This window comes from Arthrobacter melezitosi, from assembly GCF_054511055.1.
The window spans coordinates 12,727-36,618 of the sequence record NZ_JBTNDJ010000012.1 but is presented as its reverse complement, the minus strand read 5'-3'; the positions used below and the strand labels follow the sequence as shown (position 1 = coordinate 36,618).

Sequence of the window (23,892 nt, the reverse complement as noted above, 5' to 3'; positions counted from 1 at the left end):
TGTCAGTAGGAGGTGACATTCTTGGGTCATGGAAAGGGCGGACAGCCTCCACTCCGAGGCACATCCCGAAGCGCGGCAGGACGCCGGGTGGCGTCATGCAGTTGCCGATGCCCTAGGTGCGGAGTTCCTCACCGGGCCGGCACCGCAGTCGTCCGACCTTGAACAGGCCATCGAGGGCCTGCAGGCATTGCAGCGGCTGAAGAACTGGGCCGATGCGCAGACGGTGGCGTTCACCGAGCGGGTGCGGACCCTGACCGCAGAGCGTCTTGAGGCCCGCGGGATGCGCCCCGGGTCCCTGACCGAGACCCTCACCGCATCCGAGGTGGCGTGCGCCCTCCGGATCCCGGAGCGTACCGCCGGTTCCCTCGTCGAGCATGCGTGGCTGCTCACCGGGCGGTTCCCCGGAACCTTGAAGGCGCTGGACTCCGGGAGTATCTCCTGGCGTCACGCGGTCACGCTTGTGGAGGAATGCACAGGAATCCCGGACTACGCATTGTCCTACTTCGAGCAGAAGCTGGTTCCCGTTGCGCAGGAGACGACGGTCGCCAGGCTGGCGTACCGGGCACGGCGGCTGCACGCAGAAATGCATCCCGACAGCATTACGAAGCGGACCTATTCGGCGCAGAAAAACCGCAGGGTCGAATTCCACCCCGACGACGATGGCATGGCGTGGCTCAACGTTTATCTTCCGGCCGAGAAGGCCGTGGGGATCAACGAGCGCCTGACCCAGCTCGGCAGGGCCCTACAGTGTCCCGAGGAGACCCGGACACTGGCCCAACTTCGAACCGATGTGCTGACGGATCTGCTGACCCACAGCTGTGAGGGGCAGACGGGCGGATTCTCGACTCTCGCCGGCCGGCCGGTGCCAGGCGACGGTGTAGACGGAATCCATGCACAGGTGAATATCACGGTGCCGGTTCTAACTCTTTTGGATGTCGATGACGCCCCGGCTGACCTTGAGGGATATGGGCCAATCTCGCCCGAGCTTGCCCGCAGGCTGGCCGCACACGCTCCGTCATTTACCCGGCTCCTGACCCACCCCGAGACAGGAGCGGTGCTGAGCGTCGGCAGGAATTCCTACTCGGTTCCCGCTGACCTCAAGAAGTGGCTAAGGATCAGGGACAGGACCTGCAGGCATCCGGGCTGCAACCGCTCGGCCGCCTCCACCGAACTCGATCACACGGTCCCGTGGTCCCGCGGCGGCACCACAGCCCACAACAACCTCTCGAATCTGTGCCGTAAGCACCACATGCTCAAGAGCGAGGGGTTGTGGCACTACGAACAGCCGGAGCCGGGAGTAATTATGGCGACCTCACCTGCCGGACGAAAGTACCGGACGCTGCCGGAGCCCGTCCCCGGCTAGTCCGAATTCGACGGGGCTCGTTTACTTTCAGCAGGCCAGCTCGACCGGCGGCGTGGACCGTTTCGTTGGTTCGACTCAACTGTTGGTACGCACTCTTTGTGGCCGGACTCAGTGCTGCTAGCGCTCCAGCGGTGTCGTACAGCCGATGCCCGAAGGATTCTCAAGGCAGTCATCCGCGACCGAGTGGGCCTCGGTGCGCCAGATGCTCATCAGGTGGGGCTCGGACGCAACTTCCGCCTGGCCGGCTATGGGCTGAAAAGGACCGCCGTCAACGGAGTAGTCACCGGCGAAGGACGTTGTCAGCGTGACGTTGTAGTCACCTGTTTCGAGGTACTGGTGGCTTGTAGGAGTCTCCGTGTTGAAGGCGTCCCCTTCGACTGGGCCACCGGGAACAGTTGTGGTGGTGCCGGTGCCGTCGCCGTAATCCCATCGGTAGGAGACAGGCCAGGCGCGCAGGCGGATTTGAGCATTCCGGAAATCGAAGACGAATTCCTGCTCCTGGGCCTCGGCGTACAGGTTCGAGTGGGCATTCTTCAGTCCGAAGTTTTCCGGCTGGGAGAACACCACCGACTGGGCGATCGGCTGACTCCGGAACTCAGCAATCGTAATGATGATGGGTTCTTCAGCGGGCTCGCCCTCCGTGGGCGGTTGCGGAGGCTCGCCGGGATAGATGCACGAGTTGCGGCCGGTCCTTGTTTCCGAGGGTGAGTTCGCACGGCGGTCGACCTGGATCCATTCGACGAAGACACCATCTGGCTTGGCATCACACTGGGCATTCAGCAGGACGCATCGGGCGGGATCGAGCGCCTCACCGGTGCGGTTTGTGCACACCCGCTCGTAGAAGTAGTCAAGGCCATCATCGACGGGGAGCGCGGGCGCGTAAGCAGGGGCGCCTGGTGCTGGTATGTCGGCGGTGCGGCCCCTCGAGTCGGTTCGGCTTGTCGCTGTAGCGGCCACCTTATTGCCGCTCGCATACGCGTTTGGTGGAGGTTCCCTATTTACTTCGTCTGCGGAGGCCGCCGGGAATGGCAAAATCAAGCTCAATATAGAAGCAACTCCGAATCGGCGGATCTTCCTTTCCATCAGGTTCCCTCCGGATGGCCATAGTCAAGCATGAACCATTGGTTATCAACATGAAGCGCGAAGGTCACATCCATTGCTGGCGGAGGAGGGGGATCCGTTCGTAATTCCGTTCCGTCAGCCTCGAAGTAGGTGATGGGTCTCTGCTGGTTATAAACAAAGCTTTGCACTGAGCCACTGGCATTCAGTTGGAACTCAGTGCTGAACTCCAAGATTTCGAACTCACCACCCCGCAGCCACCTACCATCCTGGTAGATGCCCCCAACGACAGACCTTATTCTCTGGCAACTTGCACAGGCAGGGTCCGTCACACTGTCGAACTCAGTCCAGTCATTGGTGGCATACCCATAGTTGAATAGCTCGAACCAGTACCGTGTGAAGGCCTCAAGACCCTCCTTGCTGTTCTGGTCGGCGAGCGCAGGCTTGGTCGGCACGGGGATATTCGCAGCCGGACCATTTGAGGAAGCAGGAGTCGGTTCCGGAGCAGGATTTGTCCCGCCCGCCGAGGGTTCAGGGGAATCGGACGTCACGGCGGACGGAGTGGATAAGGGAGCCGACGAAGAGGCAGACGTGGCTGGCCGGGTGGGCTGTTCCCCGGCCGGTTCTCCCTGGCACCCGCTCAAGACGATGGCACCACCGAGAGAAAGCACTCCCAGCACGCGAAGCCTGAAGCGGTACGCGCTCGGCATCTGATGCATTCGAGCCCCCGGTTGTGATCGGGCGATGGCGGATGACGCATGATCAGCCTAATCCGTGTCGTCGACGCTGGCCTCGTTATCCACAGATTGGTTGCTAACTTGAACTGGGTGTACCGAAGTCGAGCATCACCCAGCGGTTGTTCTTGTGCACGGCAATCGTGACACTGCGTGTGAGCGGAAGGGCGTCGGACACCGCTGCCTCGCGGCCTGACTGGTCGAAATACACAAGCTCCGCTTGTTCGAGTGTGACTGTTGACGAAACAGGTCCCCTCGCACCCGGCTGAAGTGTCGTGGACACCGCGTGCACAATCACTTTCCCGCCCTGGATCCACCCGCCGGTTTCGTAGTGCTTTCCGACCTCACCAATGACATTGGTGCAGGTGTCGCATCCCCGGTCCGTGACGGCCTGCAACCCGGACCAATTGTTCGATTCATATCCATAGCTGAACAGCGCAAACCAGTATCGGGTGAAGGCCTCAAGTCCTTCCCTGGTTTCCGCATCGACCCCTGCAGGCTTCGGCGGAGGTTGAAGATCGGCCGCGGGTCCGGACGAGGGGGCAGGCTGCGATGCCGGCGACGTCGAAGGAGCCGCAGCGTGGCTGCCGCCGGGAGCCCCGCTACCGGCTCCGGCTCCCTGGCAACCGCTCAGGAGGAAGGACCCCGCTGCGACAACGGCAAGCAAGGGCGCCGGCCCTCCCTGACCCGACCGCAGCGAGAACACCACAACCTCCAGCCCTGGTCGATTGACCGGCGCGGCCCCTTCCGGCCGCCGCGGCAACGCATCTTCAGGGTAGTGGGCTCCGCAGCCTCGAGGCAGCGTCCACGGTGATATGCGTCAAGATTAGGTAGTCCGGCTAGGGATTCGGCACGTCAATCCCGGAGGAGCTGCCCCTCCCCTGCCGCGACTTCAACGACGTCAGAGGATTGGTTGCCCGCCGGTCACCGCGATGCGCGCTCCAGAAACATAGGAGGCCTCGTCCGACGCCAGCATCACGTAGACCGGAGCCAGCTCCGCCGGCTGCCCAACCCGCTTCATTGGCACCTGCTGACCGAAGCTCGCCACCTCCTCCTCCGGCATCGTGGCGGGAATCAATGGCGTCCAGATCGGCCCGGGCGCCACGCTGTTCACCCGTATCCCGCGCTCGGCGAGTAACTGCGCCAGCGAAGCCGTCATGTTCGCGATGCCGGCCTTGGTGACGGAGTACGGAACGAGGGTTGGGACGGGGTTGTCGGAGTTCACCGAACTTGAGCCGATGATGGAGGACCCGGGCGACATATGCGGCAGCGCTGCCTTCGTGAGGTGGAAGAACGCGCTGAGGTTGATGGCAATGGTCCGGTCCCATTCCTCATCGGGAATCTCCTCGATGGACTCGTGGCTCATCTGGAACGCGGCGTTGTTGACGAGGACGTCAACCCGGCCAAACTCCTTCACCGCCGTCGCAATGATGGCCCTGCAGTACGCGGGGTCGGCCAGATCGCCCGGAAACAGTACGGCTTTGCGGCCCGCTGCCTCGACCCACCGGGCGGTGTCCCGGGCGTCTTCTTCCTCCTCTTCGAGGTAGCTGATGAGCACGTCCGCCCCTTCGCGGGCATAGGCGATGGCAACCGCCTTGCCTATGCCGCTGTCCCCGCCGGTGATGACGGCAGCCTTGCCTTCAAGCCGGCCCGTCCCCCGGTAACTCTCCTCGCCATGATCCGGTTTGGGGTCCATATCGGCAGTTGTGCCGGGAGGGGTCTGCTGCTGGGCGGGCTGGCTCATGGGTACTCCTCGGGAATCGGTGTGATGCCACAAATCGCTTGCAGAACAACACTAGGCATCCTTAGCTGATATTTGGAAGCATGCTTAGCATTAATCGAGTGGCCCCAAATCGGCAGGAGGTCGGCAGCCCCATGGCGTCCACAGCGGAGTACATCCTCCCCCTGAGGTGGACCGGCGAAGGACCGATCGCCGAACTGGCCGACTACCTCGCTGCCCTTCCGGGGTGGGTCGACATCACGGTGGTGGACGGGTCCCCCGAGAACTGCTTCGAGCGTCACTCGCTCGTCCTCCCGCCACGGGTGCGCATCCTCCGCCCCGAAGGATCAGGCCCTGGCAACGGCAAGGTAGCCGGTGTGCTCACCGGGGTGGGCGCGGCCCGCCACGAACGGCTGGTACTTGCCGACGACGACGTCCGCTACTGCCCGGCCCAGCTACGGGAAGTGGTGGACCGGCTCGATGACGCCGACCTCGTGCGGCCGCAGAACTACTTCCGCGACCTGCCCTGGCATGCCCGCTGGGATACCGCGCGCTCCCTGATCAACAGGGCTTTCGGCTCGGACTACCCAGGAACACTCGCAGTCCGCCGGAGCATCCTCGAGGCAACCCACGGCTACAGCAGGGAGGCGCTGTTCGAGAACCTTGAACTGATCCGCACCGTCCATGCCGCCGGCGGACGGGAGGTGCGGGCCGACGACGTCTTCGTGGCCCGGATTCCCCCAACGGCGCGCCACTTCCTCGGCCAACGGGTCCGCCAGGCGTACGACAGCTTCGCCCAGCCCGGCCGGCTCACGGCCGAACTCCTGCTCCTGCCGATAGCGGCGTTCGCCGCAAGGCGTCCGCGCCGCCTCCTGGTGGTCGTCGCCGGGCTGATCTTGACGGCGGAGTCGGGACGGCGGCGCCGGAACGGAGCGTCGGTCTTCCATCCGAGTGCAGCGCTGTGGGCACCGCTGTGGACCCTTGAGCGGAGCATCTGCATCTGGCTGGCCGTGTTGAGCAGGCTGCGGGGCGGCGTGCCCTATGCCGGTGGACGCATGAAACTTGCCGCCCACTCCCAGGCATGGCTGGCCCGCCACCACGAACCAGCCCGTATCGGGCGGCGACAACGAACGAAAGCTAAGTAAACTGAGCAATATTCGAACAGCGACGAGGGACCACCACGAAAGGAACTGTCATGTCAGACACCCTTGGAAGCCCCACCCCCGAACCGGCCGGCAACTTCGAGCGCGATCCGTCCGACTGGGTCACCGGTGACGAACCGATGACCGATGCTCAGCGGAGCTACCTCGATACCCTCGCACGGGAGGCCGGGGAGGAAATTCCGGCGGACATCACCAAGGCGGAGGCGTCCGAGCACATCGACCGCCTGCAGCAGAAGAGCAAGCGCCTCTCCGACTCGTAATCGACAAGCCGGGGCTGAGCTCCGCATGCGCGCGTAGGCGGCCTACCGGCGGGCCGCTGCCCCGTTCTGTTCCCGCGCCGCGGCGAAATTGAGTTCGGTGCAGATGTCCTGACCGAAGACGAACCTCCGCACCGGGGCGGTACGGGCCTCCGTGAGCGCATCCGCTCCGTCGAAGCGCACGCCGGGGACACCGTCGCCGACGAGCAGGGGCGCCGTCGTGAGGTAAAGCCGGTCCAATGCGCCGGCCGCGAGGAAGGCCGACACTGTCCGCCCTCCACCCTCGACCAGTACCCGGTTCAGTCCGTGGTCCTGCAGCAGCTTCAGGAGCTCCTTCGGTTCGAACTGTTCGGAAGGCAGGCGCAGGATCGTCACGTGGGCAGCTACCTCGTCCGGCACCGAGGCGTCCAGGCCCACGAGCCAGAGGGTGGGCGCTGCGCCGTCGGCGAAAACGCGGGATTCCGGCCGGACGCGGGCCGCGGGGTCGAGCACCACCCGCACCGGGTTCGTTCCCGGGACGTCCCGTACCGTCAACAGCGGGTCGTCGGCGGCAACGGCCCCGGCACCGATGACGACGGCGTCGACAAGTGCCCTTAGGCGGTGCAGGTGGATCCTGTCCTCCCCCGCGTCGGCCACCCCACCGTCGCCGCTGCGGGAGGCGATGAAACCGTCGAGACTCTGCCGGAGCTGGCCGAGCACCACCGGTCCCTCCGCTGCGGCGAGGTATCCATAGCGGTGGACGAGGTCCTCCGGCTCGCCGGCAAGCGGGGCCGCAGGCACCCTGCCTGCGGTCAACTCACCCCAGGCGTCGGTGGCCGGAGCGGGATCGTGGCGCATCCGCAGCCGTTTCGTGGCGAGGTAGGCGGCATTCTCCGCGCGGTCCGGCACAGCCAGGCCCAGCCGCTCGTCGACGGCGATTCCAAGGTCCTCAAGTGCTTCCTGCTTCGTCGGATTTCCGGAGAGCAGCCGGACCCGGCCCACGCCGAGGTCCTGGAGGATTTCGGCCGCCTGGTGGTAGCTGCGTGAATCCACGGGCAGTCCCAGGGAAGTGTTCGCGTCGACGGTGTCGACGCCCTCGTCCTGCAGGGCATACGCCTTGAGCTTGGCGAGCAGGCCAATCCCCCGGCCTTCGTGGCCCCGCACATAGACGAGCACGCCCCTGCCTTCGTCACTGATCGCGGCGAGCGCCGCGTCCAGCTGCTCCCCGCAGTCGCAGCGGAAGGACCCGAAAGCGTCCCCCGTCAGGCATTCGGAATGAACCCGCACGAGGGGTGCGGCGCCGGCGGGCAGCTGCTCCCCGGTCGCCGTGGTGACGTCGTCGATTCCCCGGACGAGGGCCACGTGTTCGGTGTTGTCGGCATCGCGGTACCCCACCATGCGGAAGAGACCGTGACGTGTGGGCAGCACCGTCTCGGTAACCCGCTCGACCGTTGAGGAAACGAGAGCCGGATCGAACGAAAGAGCCATGGATCAACCTTATTTGGGCGGGAGGGGTTCTTGGGGGGAGTCAACGGCCTGTTCTGCCGGCTCCATCTAAGGGGAACGCCAGCGCTGTGTGGTTTATTGCCGTTCGGCGGACTCAGCCGGTGTTGGGTTCGTCTCTGTGGCGCCGGAGCCCTCCGGCCCGGCGGCCACCATCGCGGCCGAGCGCGCCAGGACTTCCCGGCAGGCCAGCAGCGCCGGACGGTTCGTGCTGGCCCGGCGCGCCGAGGTGAACACCGACCGTTTCGGGTTGTCGGGGAGGTCATGCAGATTCACAGTGGTTTGCCTTCCGGTCCACACAAGGTCCGGCATGAGTGCGACGGCGTTGCCCGACTCGATGAGCCGGATCTGCGCCTGCAGGTCCGCCGTCTCGTACCGCACATCCGGTTCGAAGCCCGCCCGGCGGCATGCCTGCTCGGCCCAGTGCCGGGAGGCCGCACCCCGCGGCTCCATCACCCACGCCGCATCGGCGGCGCCGGCCACCGTGCTGATCCCCAGGGAGTTCAGCGGACCGGGCGGCACGGCGAGCCGAATCGCATCCGTGGTGAGGGGAACGTGGTCGAGCTCCGGATGGCGCGGCGCGGCATGCCCGGGGTACTGCTCGGCGATGACGAGGTCGAAGTCACGGGCGAAGGTTTCGTAGAGCGCGGTCTCCGGTTCACGCTGCACCATCTCGACCCGCACCTCGGGATACTCCGCCGTCATGATGGTCAGCGCATCGGGCATGAGCGCGAGCGCAGCCGACTGGAAGACGGCAATCCGGACCGTACCGGCCACGGAGGTGAGTGAGGCCGCGAGGTCGGCCTCCGCCCGCTCGAGGATCTCGAGCAGTGCGGCAGTATGCGCCACGAGGAGCTCCGCCTGCGGCGTCAGCGTCACCCCGCGCCCGGATTTCCGAAGCAGTTCGACCCCCACCTCCTTCTCGAGGAGGGCCAACTGCTGGGACACCGAGGAGGGGCTGTAGCGAAGGGCGGCAGCCACCTCGCTGAGGGTCCCCCGGATCTTTAGTTCTCGAAGGAGCCGCAGCCTCCGGACATCGAGCATTGCTCCACCAATACGTTAGGGAATCTGAACATTATCCTTCGAATAACCTAGCTTTTGCTAATCGAAGATCGGCACCATAATGGATCAGTTCCCAAAGTGGCGGACACCACTGTGTCTTCGCAGGACCAGCGTGGCCGACCCTGCCCTTCTCCCGAATGGATCGTTATGACAAACGCATCGGATCGAAGCCTGTCTCCGGAAGGCGGCTCTTCAACCTCCATTCTTCGGCGGAAGCCGATCGACGACATGGAGGACGAGAAGGGCGGAACAAAGCTCTTCAAGAGCCTGGGGCTGTGGCAGCTGACGGCAATCGGCGTCGGCGGCATCATCGGTGTCGGCATCTTCACCCTCGCGGGCCTGGTGGCCAACGGCGGTGAGGACGGCCAGCCCGTTGGGCCAGCCGTCCTGATCTCCTTCCTCGTCGCAGGACTGGCAAGCGCCGCGGCCGCACTTTCCTACGCGGAATTCGCCGGGATGATCCCGCGGGCCGGATCCGCCTACACCTACGGTTACGTCGCCCTGGGCGAAGTCATCGGCTGGTTCATCGGCTGGGACCTGCTCCTTGAATACATTGCGATCGTCGCCGTCGTCGCCATCGGCATTTCCGGTTACTTCACGGAGTTCATGTCCGGCATCGGCATCCAGGTCCCGGTCTGGATGCAGGGAACACCCGACACCATCGAGGGCGGGCTGGTGAATGTGCCTGCCATCGTGGTGTGTCTGCTCATCACCTTCATCCTCAGCCGCGGCACCAAGACCTTCGGCCGCTTCGAACTGATCGCCGTCGGCCTGAAGATCCTGCTGATCGTGGGCATCGTCGGCCTCGGCTTCTTCTACGTCAACGTCGACAACTACACGCCGTTCCTGCCCTCGGGCTTCGGCGCGGTCTTCGCCGGCGCCGCCACCGTATTCTTCGCGGTGTTCGGCTACGACGCCATGAGCACCGCGGCCGAGGAGGCCACCGACGGCAAGAAGCACATGCCCAAGGCAATCCTGCTCTCCCTCGCCATCGCCATGTTCCTCTACGTCCTGGCCACCCTGGTCCTGACCGGGATGCAGAACTACACCGACATCAGCCCCACCGCCGGGTTCGCCTCCGCTTTCCAGTCGGTCGGCCTGCCCGTGATCGCGACGATCATCTCGGCCTTCGCCGTCATCTCGATCCTGACCGTCATGCTGACGTTCCTCCTCGGAGTCACCCGCGTCTGGTTCTCCATGAGCCGCGACGGCCTGCTCCCCGCCTGGTTCTCCGGTACCGACCGCCACGGCACGCCCCAGCGCGTCACCTGGATCGCCGGCATCGCGGCCGCCCTGCTCGCCGGGGTGTTCCCGATCCGCGCGGTCGCCGACCTCACCAACATCGGCATCCTGGCGGCCTTCGTCGTCGTCTGCGTCGCAGTCATCGTCCTGCGACGCAAGGCACCGGATGCTCCCCGTACCTTCCGCCTCCCCTGGATGCCGGTTGTTCCGGCCTTCGGCGTGCTGGCCTCGGGTTTCCTGATGCTCCAGCTCGAATTCGAAACCTGGATGCGGTTCGGCATCTGGCTGATCATCGGCCTGGCCATCTACTGGTTCTACGGCCGCAAGCACTCGCTGATGAACCCGGACAGCCCGCGCCACACCACAAGTGTCCGGAACGCCTGACCCGGCGTAACCGGCTCCCGCGCCGCCCACCAGGGCGGCGCAAGTAACAGTTGAATGGATACGAAATCATGACAAGCTCACTGTCCGACCGCGGAGACATCATCTCCGACGGCGGAACGGGCGCCGCCGGCGCCACCGGCCCGGACGCCGCAGGCTCCGGCCCAATCCCTGAGCACCTCGCGGCCGAAGCCACGGCGCTGGTGCGCCGCTGGCTCACCGAAGCGGCCAAGGTTCCGGTCGACGCCTCCGCCGAACAACTGGCGGGCGTCCTGAAGGACCCGCACGGCCTCGAATTCACAGTGGGATTCGTCGACGGCGTGATCCGCCCCGAGGATCTCTCGGTCGCGGCGCGCAACCTCGCCGCCATCGCACCCAAGGTGCCGGCGTTCCTCCCCTGGTACATGCGCTCCGCAGTGCGGCTCGGAGCCACCGTGGCCCCGGTCCTGCCGCAGGTCGTCATCCCGGTGGCCCGGCGGGTGCTGCGGGAGATGGTCGGGCACCTGATCATCGACGCCTCCGACAAGAAGCTCGGTAAGTCGATCAGCAAGATCCGCAAGGACGACACCCGGCTCAACGTCAACCTCCTCGGCGAGGCCGTCCTGGGCGAGCACGAAGCCGAGCGGCGCCTCGAAGGCACCATGAAGCTGCTGGCGCGCCCGGACGTCGACTACGTGTCGATCAAGGTCTCCTCCACTGTCTCCCCCCACTCCCCCTGGGCATTCGAGGAGGCCGTGCAGCACGTCACCGAGAAGCTGACGCCCCTTTACAAGCTGGCGGCCTCCTCCTCCCCGGCCAAGTTCATCAACCTGGACATGGAGGAGTACAAGGACCTCGACCTCACGATCGCCGTCTTCACCGCCATCCTGGACCGCCCGGAGTTCAAGAACCTCGAGGCCGGGATCGTCCTGCAGGCGTACCTGCCGGACTCCCTCGCCGCGATGATCCGCCTGCAGGAGTGGGCCGCCAAGCGCCGCGCGGAAGGCGGCGCCGGGATCAAGGTCCGCGTCGTCAAGGGCGCCAACCTGCCCATGGAGCAGGTCGAGGCCTCGCTGCACGACTGGCCGCTGGCCACCTGGGGCTCGAAGGAGGAGTCGGACACCCATTACAAGCGGGTGCTCAACTACGCGCTGCACCCGGACCGCATCGGCAACGTGCGCATCGGCGTCGCAGGTCACAACCTGTTCGACCTCGCCTTCGCCTGGCTCCTCGCCGGTGAGCGCGGCGTCCACGACGGCATCGAGTTCGAGATGCTCCTCGGCATGGCCCAGGGCCAGGCGGAGGCCGTCAAGAAGGACGTCGGCTCACTGCTGCTCTACACCCCGGTGGTGCACCCCCGGGAGTTCGACGTCGCCATCGCCTACCTGATCCGCCGCCTCGAAGAGGGAGCGAGCCAGGAAAACTTCATGTCCGCGGTGTTCGAGCTGTCAGCGAACGAGGCCCTGTTCGCGCGCGAAGAGGACCGGTTCCTCCGCTCGCTGGAGGCCCTCGACGACACCGTGCCCGGCCCGAACCGCACGCAGGACCGCAACCAGCCGGAGCCTCCCGCTCCGACGACCGGGTTCACCAACACCCCGGACACGGACCCCTCACTGCCGGCCAACCGGCGCTGGGGCCGGGCGGTGCTGGAGCGGGTCGAGGCCACCGGCCTGGGCGTTGACACGGTCGCCGCTACCACCCTCACCAAGCCCGAGGCCCTCGAGCGCGTCATCTCCGAGGCCATCGCCGAGGCCGACGCATGGGGCGCGCTGAGCGGTGCCGAGCGTGCGGAGATCCTGCACCGCGCCGGTGACGCCCTTGCGGCACGCCGCGCCGACCTCATGGAGGTCATGGCGGCCGAGACGGGCAAGACGCTTGACCAGTCCGACCCGGAAATCTCCGAGGCGATCGACTTCGCGCACTACTACGCCGAGCTGGCCCGCGGGCTGGACGACGTCGACGGCGCCGTGTACACGCCCTCGAAGCTCACCGTCGTCACTCCCCCGTGGAACTTCCCGGTGGCCATCCCGGCGGGGTCGACCCTGGCCGCCCTCGCGGCCGGCTCCTCGGTCATCATCAAGCCGGCCGGCCAGGCGCCGCGCAGCGGTTCGGTGATGGTGGAGGCCCTGTGGGAGGCCGGCGTACCGCGCGGCGTCCTGCACCTCGTCCATTTGGACGAGCGCTCCCTGGGCACCAAGCTGATCTCCGACGCCCGCGTTGACCGGGTGATCCTGACCGGTGGGTACGAGACGGCCGAGCTGTTCCGTTCCTTCCGCCAGGACCTGCCCCTGCTGGCGGAGACCTCGGGCAAGAACTCGATCATCGTGACCCCCAGCGCGGACTTCGACCTCGCAGCCAAGGATGTCGCCTACTCGGCCTTCGGCCACGCCGGCCAGAAGTGCTCGGCAGCCTCCCTGGTCATCCTCGTCGGCAGCGTGCGGCACTCACACCGCTTCCGCAACCAGCTCGTGGATGCCGTGACCTCGCTGAAGGTCGGGTACCCCTCGGATCCCGCAACGCAGATGGGCCCGATCATCGAGCCCGCCTCCGGCAAGCTGCTCGACGGCCTGACGAAGCTCGGCGAGGACGAGAGCTGGCTGATCGAGCCCCGTGAACTCGACGGCACGGGCCGGCTGTGGAGCCCGGGCGTGCGCTCCGGCGTCAAGCGTGGCTCGGAGTACCACCTCACCGAGTACTTCGGCCCGATCCTCGGCGTCATGACCGCCGTGACCATCGAGGAGGCCATCGAGATCTCGAACCAGGTGGACTACGGGCTGACCGCCGGTCTGCACTCGCTCAACCCCGAGGAGATCGGCACCTGGATGAACTCCATCCAGGCCGGCAACCTGTACGTAAACCGGAGCATCACCGGAGCCATCGTCCAGCGCCAGCCCTTCGGCGGCTGGAAGAAGTCGGCCGTCGGCGCGGGCACGAAGGCCGGCGGGCCGAACTACCTGGTGGGACTGGGCTCCTGGAGCACCCGGGAGGCCACCGCCTCCGCCGAGCCGGTGCCGGCAGCCCAGCCGATCCTCGCCGCCGTGGCACCAGGTGCCGACTCCAAGCTGAGCGCCGCTGACTATGCCATGCTCCAGCGTGCGGCGGCCTCGGACGCCGTGGCCTGGGCGGACGAATTCGGCGCAGCGAAGGACGTTTCGGCGCTCACCGCCGAGCGGAACGTGTTCCGTTATCTTCCGGTCCCGGTGACCATCCGCCTCGCCGAAGGCGAGCCCGTCGCCAAGCTGCTCCGGGTCCTGATCGCCGCGGCGGCCGCCGGTTCGACCGTGCGGGTGTCCTCGGCTGTGGAGCTGACCAGCGCGCTCTCGACGGCCGTCCGCACCTTCGCGGCGTCGGTCACCGTGGAGACCGACGAGGAGTGGCTGCTCTCGGTCGCGCAGCATGAGGCCGGGCGCATCCGCCTCATCGGCGGGGACCCCGCGGCCCTCGCCAAGGCGACCGGCGGCCGTCCCGATCTGGCTGTCTACTACCAGCCCGTGACGGAAGCCGGCCGGATCGAAATGCTGCCCTTCCTGCATGAGCAGGCCGTCAGCATCACCGCACACCGGTTCGGCACCAAGAATGAACTCTCGGCGGGCCTGATCTAGCCGCAGCCGCCGAAACGAGAGCGCCCCTCCCCGGTCCGGGGAGGGGCGCTCTTTGCGTCCGGGGACAATCTTCCGGGGCGGCGATGCCGGCTCGGGTCAGCGCAGGCCCGTCCGGCGTTCGAGTGCGAGTTCGATCAGTTCGTCGATGAGGTCGGTGTAGGTGAGACCGGATTTGGCCCACATCTGCGGGTACATGCTGATGGGGGTGAACCCGGGCATCGTGTTGATCTCGTTGATGATCAGCTCACCTGCCGGGGTGTAGAAGAAGTCGACCCGGGAAAGCCCCTCGGCGCCCACCGCGTCGAAGGCCTGTGCCGCCAGGTCGCGCACACTTTCGGTGATGTGCGGCGGAAGATCGGCCGGGCAGCTCAACTGCGCTGCGCTGCCATCGACGTACTTCGCCTCGAAGTCATACCAGTCGTGGTCGCCCGGCTGCACGGCCACCTCGCCGGGCAGCGACGTGCGCGGGTCCTGGGTTCCCCGTCCCTGCAGGACGGCGACCTCGATTTCCCGGCCGGCAATGCCGGCCTCCACGATCACCTTGGGGTCGAAGGCGCGGGCCGCCTCGACGGCCTGCCGCAGGGCCGCCGGGGTCTCGACCCGGCTGATCCCCAGCGACGATCCGGCCCGTGCAGGCTTCACGAACACCGGGAAGTCGAGGGCGGCGGCACGCCGCAGGCACTCCTCGGGATCCTTCTCCCACTGGCGGTTGGTGAACACCTCGAAGGGCCCCACCGCCAGCCCGGCCGACGCGAAAACGACCTTCATGTAATGCTTGTCCATGCCCACGGCCGAGGCGAGAACGCCGGCGCCGACGTAGCGGATGTCAGCCATCTCAAGCATCCCCTGGAGCGTCCCGTCCTCCCCGAACGGGCCGTGGAGCAGGGGCAGGACGACGTCGACTCCGCCAAGGCTGCGCGGCATCGAATCCGGGGCCGTCACCATCAGTTCCTGGCCCCGGGCAGCACCGGCGCCTGGGAAGGACCCCGTGGAGATCACCACGGATTCCGGCGACGCCGGGACCTCCGGAAGGGTGCCGGTACTCAGCGACCACTGGGAGGGATCCGCCGATACAAGCGCCCACTGCCCGTTCCTGGCGATACCGACCGGAACGACGTCGTACTTCGACCGGTCAATCGCGTTCAGCACACCGGCAGCGGTCACGCAGCTGACCGAGTGCTCGCTTGAGCGGCCGCCGAACAGCACGAGGACGCGGGGCTTGCGCCCTGGGGTGGGTTCGCTTGTCACTGGATGGTTTCGCCTTCCGGCTTGAGGTCACGGGCCAGCAGGCGTGGTCCCAGGTCGAGAACTGAAATACTTCCCTGCAGCACGGCCACCACATTCTCGGTGATGGGCATGTCCACGCCGAGCTGGGTGGCGAGGTCGAGCACCGCCTGCGCTGACTTGATGCCTTCTGCGGTCTGGTTCATGCGCACCGTGACCTGCTCGAGGGTGAGGCCCTGCCCGAGGAGGTGCCCGGCGGTGTGGTTGCGGGACAGCGCGGAGGAGCAGGTGGCGATCAGGTCACCCATGCCGGCGAGCCCGGCGAGGGTCTCCGCGCGTGCCCCAAGGGCCACGGCGAGGCGGGTGGTTTCGGCAAGCCCGCGGGTGATGACCGAGGCCTTGGTGTTGTCGCCCATCCGCCGGCCCTCGCAGATGCCGACCGCCAGGGCGATGACGTTCTTGACGATCCCGCCAATCTCCACCCCGACGACGTCGGTGGTGGTGTACGGGCGGAAGTAGGAGGCGGTGCAGGCGACCGCGATCCAGGCGGCGACGTCGTGGTCCGAGCACGCGACGACCGAGGCGGTGGGTTCCTGCCGGGCGATCTCCATCGCCAGGTTCGGCCCCGACACCACTGCGACCCGCCGGGCGGGAAGGCCGAGTTCGGCGGCGATGACCTCGCTCATGCGGGCGTCGGTCCCGACCTCGAGGCCCTTCATGAGCGACACGACGACGGCGCCGTCGGGAATCAGTGCCTTCCAACCGGCCAGCTGGGGGCGGAGAGTCTGCGCCGGAACGGCCAGGACGACGAGTTCGGCGTCCGCCAGCACGGCCCCCACGTCGCTTGATGCTGTGATGTTTCCGGGCAGCACGACGTCACCGAGGTACCTGCTGTTGCGGTGGGAGCCGTTGATCTCGACGGCGACCTCTTCGCGGCGGGCCCAGAGCCGGACCACGGCATCATCCGAGGAGTCGGCGAGGACCTTGGCGAAGGTGGTTCCCCAGCTTCCCGCTCCCAGGACGGCAATGCGCGTAGGTGCCGGCCGTCCCGCCCGGGACGTTCCAGCGCTCACGCGTTGTCCTCCTGCGCCGCGTCGAAGTCGCGGCCTGTCGGTTTCTGGCGTTTCGCCGCGGGGTCCCAGCGCTCCGCCGGCGGCTGCTCGCCGCGCAGCTCGGCCAGCAGGGCGGTCACGGCATCGAGGATGCGGTCGGTCGCCTGGTTCAGGGTGTCGCGGGTGATCGGAAGGTCGTGGAGGTCGCTGAGGTCCACCGGGTCGCCGACGATCACGCGCGAGGTCTTCCGGGGGAAGAGGTAGAACCGGCGGGCGTACCGGGGAAACACCTCCTGTGCGCCCCAGTGCGCCATGGGCACGACGGGCGCCCCGGTCTGCAGCGCGAGGCGGGCGGCCCCGGTCCGGCCCTTCATCGGCCACATCCCCGGGTCCCGGGTGAGGGTGCCTTCGGGGTAGACGATGATCCCGCCGCCGTCGGCGATGGCCTGCTGCGCCGCCTCCAGCGAGCGGTTGGCCCCCGCGGTGGTGCGCTCGACGGGGATCTGCCGGGTGGCGCGGAGCGCCTGGCCCAGCACGGGCACCGAAAACAGCGAGGCCTTCGCCAGGAAGTGCGGCATCACCTTGTTGTTGTAGAGGAAGTGGCCGACGACGATCGGATCGATCTCGGTGACATGGTTCGGGCACAGGATGAAGCCGGTATCCCGCGGGAGCTTCTGTGTGTCGATCCATTCCTTGTTCATCAGCAGGTTCATCACCGGACGAAGAATCCCGGCGAGCACCGCAAAAGTGACCCGTGACGTGCCTGTCTCACCCATGGCTGGCGTGCCCGGACCTAGCGGAGTCCCGCGGCCAGGACCGGGACTTCCTCCGTGATGTCGAAGTCGGCGCCGAGGCCCTCGAGCTTGTCCTGGAAACGCTCGTACCCGCGGTTGATGAGTTCGATGCCGGTTACGCGCGAGGTTCCTTCGGCAGCGAGGGCTGCGATCAGATGGCTGAAGCCGCCGCGGAGGTCCGGGATGTCGATGTCGGTTCCGCGCAGCTGCGTCGGACCGGAGATCACCGCCGAGTGGAGGAAGTTCCGCTGGCCGAAGCGGCACGGCACGCTCCCGAGGCACTCGCGGTGGACCTGGATGTTCGCGCCCATGCGGATCAGGGCATCGGTGAAGCCGAAGCGGTTCTCGTAGACCGTCTCGTGGACGATCGACACGCCGGAGGCCTGCGTCAGGGCCACGACGAGGGGCTGCTGCCAGTCGGTCATGAACCCCGGGTGCACGTCGGTCTCGAGGACCAGCGGCTTCAGGGGGCGGCCCGGGTGGTAGAAGCGGATGCCGTCGTCGTCGACGTCGAACGCGCCGCCGACCTTGCGGTAGGTGTTGAGGAACGCCGTCAGGTCGAGCTGGCGGGCGCCTTCGACGTAGATGTCGCCCTTGGTGACCAGCGCGGCCGACGCCCACGACGCCGTTTCGTTCCGGTCGGAGATGGCCTTGTGGTTGTAGCCGGTCAGTTCGCGGACGCCCTCGATGCGGATGACGCGGTCGGTCTGCACCGTGATGATCGCGCCCATCTTCTGCAGCACGGCGATGAGATCCATGATCTCCGGCTCGACAGCCGCTCCGGAGAGCTCGGTGATGCCGTCGGCCCGGATGGCGGTCAGGAGGACCTGCTCGGTGGCTCCAACGCTGGGGTACGGCAGGGAAAGCTTCGCACCGTGGAGGCCCTTGGGCGCGGAGATGGAGATGCCACCCGGGCGCTTGTCCACGACGGCGCCGAAGTTGCGCAGCACCTGCAGGTGGTAGTCGATGGGGCGGTCGCCGATCTTACAGCCACCCAGATCGGGAATGAAGGCCTCACCGATGCTGTGCATCAGGGGCCCGCAGAGCAGGATGGGGATACGCGAATCACCGGCGTGGGCGTCGATGTCCTTGGACTGCGCCATTTTCGCCCGGCTGGGATCCATCGTGAGATCACCGGTGACCGGGTCCTTCGTGACCTCGACGCCGTGAAGGCGGAGGAGGCTCGTGACGACCTCGACGTCCTTGATCTCCGGAACGTTCCGGAGCACCGACGGGGTGTTGCCGAGCAGCGAAGCGACCATGGCCTTCGGCACAAGGTTCTTGGCTCCCCGGACGGAGACCTTCCCGTTCAAAGGAACACCGCCGCGGATGGTCAGAACGTTACCCATGTATACCTAATTTCCTCATACGAATACGCCCCCGCAAAACATGATTGCCCGTGTACAGCATAGGAGCTTGACGAACTGAACTGAAATGCAAGGCTATTTCATCCCCGCCTTGCCTGATGGTTAGAACCGCGGACGGGCGGGGAAGATTCCTGCCGGAAACGAGGATTCCACCGGTTCGGCAGGCCGCTGCCAGGCGGTGCAGGGCCGCTGAAGCGGAGCGGCCGACGCGCCCACGGCGGAGGACGGGATGGGCGGTGCCACCGCCCGGCGGTTGGACCTGCCGTTCCTCCGCTGCGGTCAGGTACGTACCGGAAGGGTTGTGGGCCGGAAGGCCGGCCGGGTGGCCTCGAACGCCGTGATGTCGGGTTCGTGGCGGAGGGTCAAGCCGATGTCGTCGAGCCCCTCGAGCAGGCGCCAGCGCGTGTAGTCGTCGATCTGGAAGGGCGCGCTCACCGGACCGCACACGGCGGTGCGGGCCTGCAGGTCTACGGTGACCGTGGCTCCGGGCTCGTTCTCGAGCACCTTCCAGATCAGTTCGATGTCATCCTGGGCGACCTGGGCGGCGACCAGCCCCTGCTTGCCGGAGTTGCCGCGGAAGATGTCGGCGAACCGGGAGGACAGCACCGCGCGGAAGCCGAAGTCCTTTAGGGCCCAGACGGCGTGCTCCCGGGAGGAACCCGTACCGAAATCCGGGCCCGCCACCAGCACCGAGCCGCGGGTATAGGGCTCCCGGTTCAGGATGAAGTTTTCGTCCTTGCGCCAGGCCGCGAACAGTGCGTCCTCGAACCCGGTCCGGGTGATCCGCTTGAGGTAGACCGCGGGGATGATCTGGTCGGTGTCGACGTTGCTTTGGCGCAGCGGAACACCGATGCCGGTGTGTGTCGTGATCTTTTCCATGGCGGGGCTCCTAGGCGGCTGGGGTGGCTGAGGGGGCGGTGGCGCGGGCCGCGCCCACGGTGCCCAACGGCGGAACCGGGTCCAGGTCGGATGGCGAGCTGAGGGTTCCGCGCACCGCGGTGGCGGCGGCGACGACGGGAGAGACAAGGTGAGTGCGTCCCCCCTTGCCCTGGCGTCCCTCGAAGTTCCGGTTCGACGTGGAGGCGCACCGCTCCCCCGGCGCCAGCTGGTCCGGATTCATGCCCAGGCACATCGAGCAGCCGGCGAACCGCCATTCGGCACCGAATTCCTTGAAGACCTGATCCAGGCCCTCCGCCTCGGCTTCGAGGCGCACCCGGGCGGAACCGGGAACGACCATCATGCGGATGGCCGGGTCCTTTTCGCGGCCGCGGATGATGTCCGCGGCGATCCGAAGGTCCTCGATCCGGCTGTTGGTGCACGAGCCCAGGAACACCGTATCGACGCGGATCTCCTTCATGGGGGTGCCGGCGTCGAGGGCCATGTACTCGAGGGCGCGCTCGCAGGCGGCGCGGTCGTTCTCATCGGCGAAGTCCGCCGGGGATGGCACGGCCTGGGAGAGGGACACCCCCTGGCCGGGGTTGGTGCCCCAGGTGACGAACGGCTCCAGGTCGTCGGCGTCGAGGAACACCTCGGCGTCGAACACCGCGTCGTCGTCGGTGACCAGACCGCGCCAGTTTTCGACCGCGGCATCCCAGTCCGCACCCTCGGGAGCGTGCGGGCGGCCCTTGAGGTACTCGAAGGTCGTCTCGTCGGGAGCCACCATGCCGGCACGGGCTCCGGCCTCGATCGACATATTGCAGATGGTCATGCGGGCTTCCATCGACAGCGCCCGGATCGCCGAGCCGCGGTACTCGAGGACGTAGCCCTGGCCGCCGCCGGTTCCGATCTTCGCGATGACGGCCAGGATGATGTCCTTCGCCGTCACCCCGGGCTTGAGGGTGCCCTCGACCGTGATGGCCATTGTCTTGAACGGCTTGAGTGAGAGCGTCTGCGTCGCCATGACGTGCTCCACCTCGGAGGTGCCGATCCCCATGGCGAGCGCACCGAAGGCGCCGTGGGTGGAGGTGTGTGAGTCTCCGCAGACCACGGTCAGCCCCGGCTGGGTGAGGCCCAGCTGCGGCCCGACGACGTGCACGATGCCCTGCTCGGCGTCCCCGAGCGAGTGGAGGCGGACTCCGAACTCCCGGCAGTTCGCCCTCAGGGTTTCGATCTGCGTGCGGCTCGTGGGGTCCGCGATCGGCTTGTCGATGTCCAGGGTCGGGGTGTTGTGGTCCTCGGTGGCAATCGTGAGATCGGGCCGGCGGAGCCCGCGGCCTGCGAGCCGCAGGCCCTCGAAGGCCTGGGGTGAGGTCACTTCATGGATGAGGTGGAGGTCGATGTAGAGGAGGTCGGGCTGCGCCTCGGCACCGACGACCTCGCCCTTGCGGACGACGTGCGAGTCCCAGACCTTTTCTGCCAGCGTCTTACCCATGGTGTTCCCTCCACCGCTCGTCCGAATCGGTGCGAACCCGCTGTTCGCCCACTCTGCGGAGCCTTCGTTCCTCCACTGAACCAGTGCACCCTCCGACACGCCAGCCCGAGGACTTGCGTCTCAGATACTGAGACGGCAATATCAATCTATGGACAATTCTAGCGGTGTGGGAGTCATTGATAAAGCGGCAACCGTCCTGGACGCCCTCGAGGCCGGTCCGACGACGCTGGCCCAGCTGGTGGCTTCGACGGGCCTTGCCCGCCCCACCGTGCACCGGCTCGCCCTCGCCCTGGTGCACCATCGACTGGTCAGCCGCGACATCCAGGGGCGGTTCGTGCTGGGCAGCCGGCTCGTTGAGCTCGCCAGCGCGGCCGGCGAGGACCGCCTGATCGCCGCCGCGGGCCCAGTCCTGATGCAGCTGCGCGACGCCACGGGCGAGAGCGCCCAGCTGTTTCGGCGGCAGGGCGAGTGGCGCGTCTGCGTGGCCTCCGCCGAGCGTCCGGCGGGGCTCCGCGACACCATCCCCGTTGGAACCCAGCTGTCGATGCGTGCCGGGTCGGCGGCCCAGTGCCTGCTCGCGTGGGAGGACCACGACCGCCTCCTCAAGGGGCTGCAGAATGCGCGCTTCACCCCGACGGTGTTGGCCGGGGTCCGGCGGCGCGGGTGGGCGCAGAGCCTCGGCGAACGCGAGCCGGGGGTCGCCTCCGTGTCCGCGCCGGTGCGTGGCCCCTCGGGGCGCGTGGTGGCGGCCGTCTCGATCTCGGGGCCGATGGAACGCCTGACGCGCCAGCCCGGACGGATCCACGCCGAGGTGGTCACCGAGGCAGCCCAGCAGCTTACGCTGGCCGTGAGCAAAGCCGCGAACGAGTGACGGGCGCCGCAGCGGCCCCGGCCGCCCGGTTCGCCGTATTCCTCCGGGGAGTCAACGTCCAGGGCACCACGCTCCGGATGGCGGACCTGAAAAGGGCACTTGAGGGACTTCCGCTGTCGCATCCGCGCACGCTGCTGGCGTCGGGGAACGTCGTCTGTTCCTCCGTGCTCCCGCCCCACGAGCTCAAGGACGCCGTGGAGCAGCGCCTGCGTTCGGCGTTCGGGTACGACGCGTGGGTCGTGGTCCTCACGGCGGAGCGGGTCGCCGAACTCCTTGAGGCCTGTCCCTTCGCCGCCGACGACCCGGCGGTCCACGCCTACATCACCCTGAGCTCCGATGCCGCCGCGGTGGACGAGCTCGCCGCCGAAGCCCGGGCCGCTGACGAGGAACTCGTGATCCTCGGACCCGACGCCGTGGCCTGGCAGGCACCGCGCGGAGGAACCCTGGACTCGGGACTGGGCAGGATCACGGCCAAGACCCGCTTTCGGACGGCGACCACCACCCGCAACCTCCGGACGCTGGCCAAGGTTCACGCCGCCCTGCGGGATTGACGCAGCGCGTCAGCGGGTTCGGCCCGCCGCCGCAAGCGCCGCACGGAATGCGTTGTACCGGCGGATTTCGGTAGCGACGGGCTGGGCGACCACGTTTTCGGCCACCCCTGCACACGCGGCGCGGAGCCGGCGCCGCGCCTTGCGTCCCCTCGCCTTGGCGGCAAACCGGGCGATGATCGAGGCGAGCACCGCCAGGAGGATGCCTGCGGCGATACCTCCGGCGATCAGCAGCGTCGGAATCGGGAATCCCTCGACCGAGGGAGCGTCCGGAACGTTGAGCTGGAGGAACCCGAGCGCCGCGAGGACGCCAAGCCAGCCGATGCCCACCACCAGCGCGGCGAGGGCCAGCCACTGGAGCAGTCCCACGAGCGGCCACCACCAGGACCTTCGGCCGGTGTCGAGGTTGGTTCCCGCCACCGCCTGGTCAAGTCCGTCGAGGAGTGTCGGGACGGTGCCGCGCGCTGCCGAACGGATCGCCGAGCGCCACGGCTCGACCGCCGATCCCGCCGCCGTGTCCGCGAAGGTCCGCAGCGCCTGGTCCACCCGGGCCCTCTGGGCCGGCTCACCGTGGGGCATCGAGGTCCGCCGCAGCGCCGCGTCGATGTCGCTTCGGCGCAGGTTGAGCCGTCGGAGCGGGTCGGAGCGGAAGGAGCCCAGCCAGCGCGTGACGGGCCATCCCGTCGCCGCGTGGGCATCCCGGCGGTAGGACCGCACAACGGCGTCCACGACGGCGTCGACGCCGGCAGCCGCGGCGAGGCGGGCGGAGAGGTCGGCCTGCACGGCCTTGCCGGGCACCGGAAGGTCCTCGGGGCCGGTGAAGGGTGCGAGGCGGGCGGAAGCCCCGGCGACATCGGCGGCGAGCCGTGCGTTCGCCGCCTGTCTCCTTCCCGCGATGTCCCGGATGGCGCCGGCGAGTTCGTTGAGGCCGTCGCCCGTCCGGGCGGAGACCGGGAAGACCTTCACCTTGCCGAGGCCCTCCCCCGCCAGGATTCCGCTCAGCGAGGCGGCCACCTGCTCCTGTTGGCGGCCCGAGAGCCGGTCCGCCTGGTTGAGGGCGACAAGGGTCACCGCGCCGTGGGAGGCGAGCGGTGCGAGGAAATCGTGGTGGAGGGCGGCGTCGGCGTATTTCTGGGGGTCGACAACCCACAGCAGGACGTCCACCTGACCCGACATGCGTTCCACGACTGCGCGGTGGGCGGTGGCTGTCGAGTCGAAGTCCGGAAGGTCGAGCAGGATCAGCCCGCCGGTGTCTCCGCCGAGCAGGGCCGACTTTGCCGGCATCTCATGGCGTTCGTCCACTTCGAGCCAGTCAAGGAGCGGGCCGCTCCCTTCGGCACCCCACACCACCGCCAGCGGTTTGGAGGTGGTTGGGCGGCGGGCCGCCACCCGCGCTACGTCCGTGCCGCTGAGCGCATTGATCAGCGACGACTTGCCGCTCCCGGTGGGCCCGAAAATCCCGATGACCGTATGGTCGGCGGACAGGGAGCGCCTGCTGCTCGCCCGGTCGAGGACGCTGAACAGGTCCTGCACCTGCTCCTCGGCAAGCCGGCCCTCGGCAAGCTCGCGCACCGTGTCGAGTGCCTCAAGTTGCTCATGCAGACCGCTTTTTGACCCCGCG

At 67.4% G+C, this 23,892-nt stretch carries 20 protein-coding genes; 7 read left to right on the top strand and 13 right to left on the bottom strand.

Annotated elements, in window-relative coordinates; all coding sequences use genetic code 11:
* The first annotated feature begins 28 nt into the window (after positions 1-28).
* Entirely contained in the window at positions 29-1,363 is a 1,335-nt protein-coding gene (locus tag ACX80W_RS12595; RefSeq protein ID WP_459283780.1) for an HNH endonuclease signature motif containing protein, read from the top strand.
* Between the two features lie 117 nt (positions 1,364-1,480).
* Here ACX80W_RS12595 and ACX80W_RS12590 read toward each other — a convergent pair whose 3' ends face one another.
* The 4 genes from ACX80W_RS12590 to ACX80W_RS12575 form a co-directional block, all read right to left on the bottom strand.
* Entirely contained in the window at positions 1,481-2,446 is a 966-nt protein-coding gene (locus tag ACX80W_RS12590; protein WP_459283778.1) for a PKD domain-containing protein, read from the bottom strand.
* On the bottom strand, positions 2,446-3,132 hold the full coding sequence (locus ACX80W_RS12585; protein ID WP_459283776.1) for a DUF6318 family protein: 687 nt from the start codon (positions 3,130-3,132) through the stop codon (positions 2,446-2,448). Before ACX80W_RS12585 ends, ACX80W_RS12590 begins: the two co-directional genes overlap by 1 nt.
* Positions 3,133-3,235: 103 nt before the next feature.
* Positions 3,236-3,862, bottom strand: coding sequence for a DUF6318 family protein (locus ACX80W_RS12580; protein WP_459283875.1), 627 nt, complete (start codon positions 3,860-3,862; stop codon positions 3,236-3,238).
* A gap of 195 nt (positions 3,863-4,057) precedes the next feature.
* Positions 4,058-4,900 carry an SDR family oxidoreductase gene (locus ACX80W_RS12575; RefSeq protein ID WP_459283774.1) on the bottom strand — a complete coding sequence of 281 codons (843 nt, stop codon included), beginning with the start codon at positions 4,898-4,900 and terminating at the stop codon, positions 4,058-4,060.
* A 98-nt stretch (positions 4,901-4,998) separates the two neighbouring features.
* Here ACX80W_RS12575 and ACX80W_RS12570 point away from each other — a divergent pair, with 98 nt between their 5' ends.
* Positions 4,999-6,021 (top strand): glycosyltransferase family 2 protein, encoded by a 1,023-nt coding sequence (locus ACX80W_RS12570; protein ID WP_459283773.1) that lies wholly within the window; start codon positions 4,999-5,001, stop codon positions 6,019-6,021.
* Between the two features lie 50 nt (positions 6,022-6,071).
* A complete protein-coding gene (locus tag ACX80W_RS12565; RefSeq protein WP_459283771.1) occupies positions 6,072-6,299 on the top strand; it encodes a DUF3072 domain-containing protein in 228 nt (75 codons plus the stop codon).
* Between the two features lie 42 nt (positions 6,300-6,341).
* Here the strand turns inward: ACX80W_RS12565 and ribA are convergent, their stop codons facing one another.
* Both ribA and ACX80W_RS12555 read right to left on the bottom strand, forming a co-directional pair.
* Positions 6,342-7,763, bottom strand: coding sequence for a GTP cyclohydrolase II (gene ribA, locus ACX80W_RS12560; RefSeq protein ID WP_459283769.1), 1,422 nt, complete (start codon positions 7,761-7,763; stop codon positions 6,342-6,344).
* A 93-nt stretch (positions 7,764-7,856) separates the two neighbouring features.
* Entirely contained in the window at positions 7,857-8,822 is a 966-nt protein-coding gene (locus ACX80W_RS12555; protein ID WP_459283767.1) for a LysR substrate-binding domain-containing protein, read from the bottom strand.
* Between the two features lie 165 nt (positions 8,823-8,987).
* On the opposite strand from ACX80W_RS12555, the gene ACX80W_RS12550 reads away from it, so the two are divergent.
* A complete protein-coding gene (locus ACX80W_RS12550; RefSeq protein ID WP_459283765.1) occupies positions 8,988-10,466 on the top strand; it encodes an amino acid permease in 1,479 nt (492 codons plus the stop codon).
* A 68-nt stretch (positions 10,467-10,534) separates the two neighbouring features.
* Positions 10,535-14,044 carry a bifunctional proline dehydrogenase/L-glutamate gamma-semialdehyde dehydrogenase gene (locus ACX80W_RS12545; protein WP_459283763.1) on the top strand — a complete coding sequence of 1,170 codons (3,510 nt, stop codon included), beginning with the start codon at positions 10,535-10,537 and terminating at the stop codon, positions 14,042-14,044.
* Positions 14,045-14,140: 96 nt separating this feature from the next.
* Here ACX80W_RS12545 and ACX80W_RS12540 read toward each other — a convergent pair whose 3' ends face one another.
* The 6 genes from ACX80W_RS12540 to leuC form a co-directional block, all read right to left on the bottom strand.
* The gene (locus ACX80W_RS12540; RefSeq protein ID WP_459283761.1) at positions 14,141-15,292 is read right to left on the bottom strand and encodes a D-alanine--D-alanine ligase family protein; all 1,152 of its coding nucleotides are present in this window, start codon (positions 15,290-15,292) and stop codon (positions 14,141-14,143) included.
* Positions 15,289-16,341, bottom strand: a complete 1,053-nt coding sequence (locus ACX80W_RS12535; RefSeq protein ID WP_459283759.1) for an NAD(P)H-dependent glycerol-3-phosphate dehydrogenase — start codon at positions 16,339-16,341, stop codon at positions 15,289-15,291. The genes ACX80W_RS12540 and ACX80W_RS12535 overlap by 4 nt, the downstream gene beginning before the upstream one ends.
* Positions 16,338-17,096: a lysophospholipid acyltransferase family protein gene (locus tag ACX80W_RS12530; RefSeq protein ID WP_459283757.1), complete on the bottom strand. Its 759-nt coding sequence runs from the start codon at positions 17,094-17,096 to the stop codon at positions 16,338-16,340. Before ACX80W_RS12530 ends, ACX80W_RS12535 begins: the two co-directional genes overlap by 4 nt.
* Positions 17,097-17,113: 17 nt before the next feature.
* Positions 17,114-18,463 (bottom strand): UDP-N-acetylglucosamine 1-carboxyvinyltransferase, encoded by a 1,350-nt coding sequence (murA, locus tag ACX80W_RS12525; protein WP_459283756.1) that lies wholly within the window; start codon positions 18,461-18,463, stop codon positions 17,114-17,116.
* A 297-nt stretch (positions 18,464-18,760) separates the two neighbouring features.
* A complete protein-coding gene (gene leuD / locus ACX80W_RS12520; protein ID WP_459283754.1) occupies positions 18,761-19,360 on the bottom strand; it encodes a 3-isopropylmalate dehydratase small subunit in 600 nt (199 codons plus the stop codon).
* 10 nt (positions 19,361-19,370) lie between these two features.
* Entirely contained in the window at positions 19,371-20,852 is a 1,482-nt protein-coding gene (gene leuC / locus ACX80W_RS12515) for a 3-isopropylmalate dehydratase large subunit (protein ID WP_459283752.1), read from the bottom strand.
* Between the two features lie 148 nt (positions 20,853-21,000).
* On the opposite strand from leuC, the gene ACX80W_RS12510 reads away from it, so the two are divergent.
* A complete protein-coding gene (locus ACX80W_RS12510; RefSeq protein ID WP_459283751.1) occupies positions 21,001-21,723 on the top strand; it encodes an IclR family transcriptional regulator in 723 nt (240 codons plus the stop codon).
* The gene (locus ACX80W_RS12505) at positions 21,720-22,274 is read left to right on the top strand and encodes a DUF1697 domain-containing protein (protein WP_459283750.1); all 555 of its coding nucleotides are present in this window, start codon (positions 21,720-21,722) and stop codon (positions 22,272-22,274) included. The genes ACX80W_RS12510 and ACX80W_RS12505 overlap by 4 nt, the downstream gene beginning before the upstream one ends.
* 9 nt (positions 22,275-22,283) lie before the next feature.
* Here the strand turns inward: ACX80W_RS12505 and ACX80W_RS12500 are convergent, their stop codons facing one another.
* Positions 22,284-23,843, bottom strand: coding sequence for a GTPase (locus ACX80W_RS12500; RefSeq protein WP_459283749.1), 1,560 nt, complete (start codon positions 23,841-23,843; stop codon positions 22,284-22,286).
* Between the last annotated feature and the right edge of the window lie 49 nt (positions 23,844-23,892).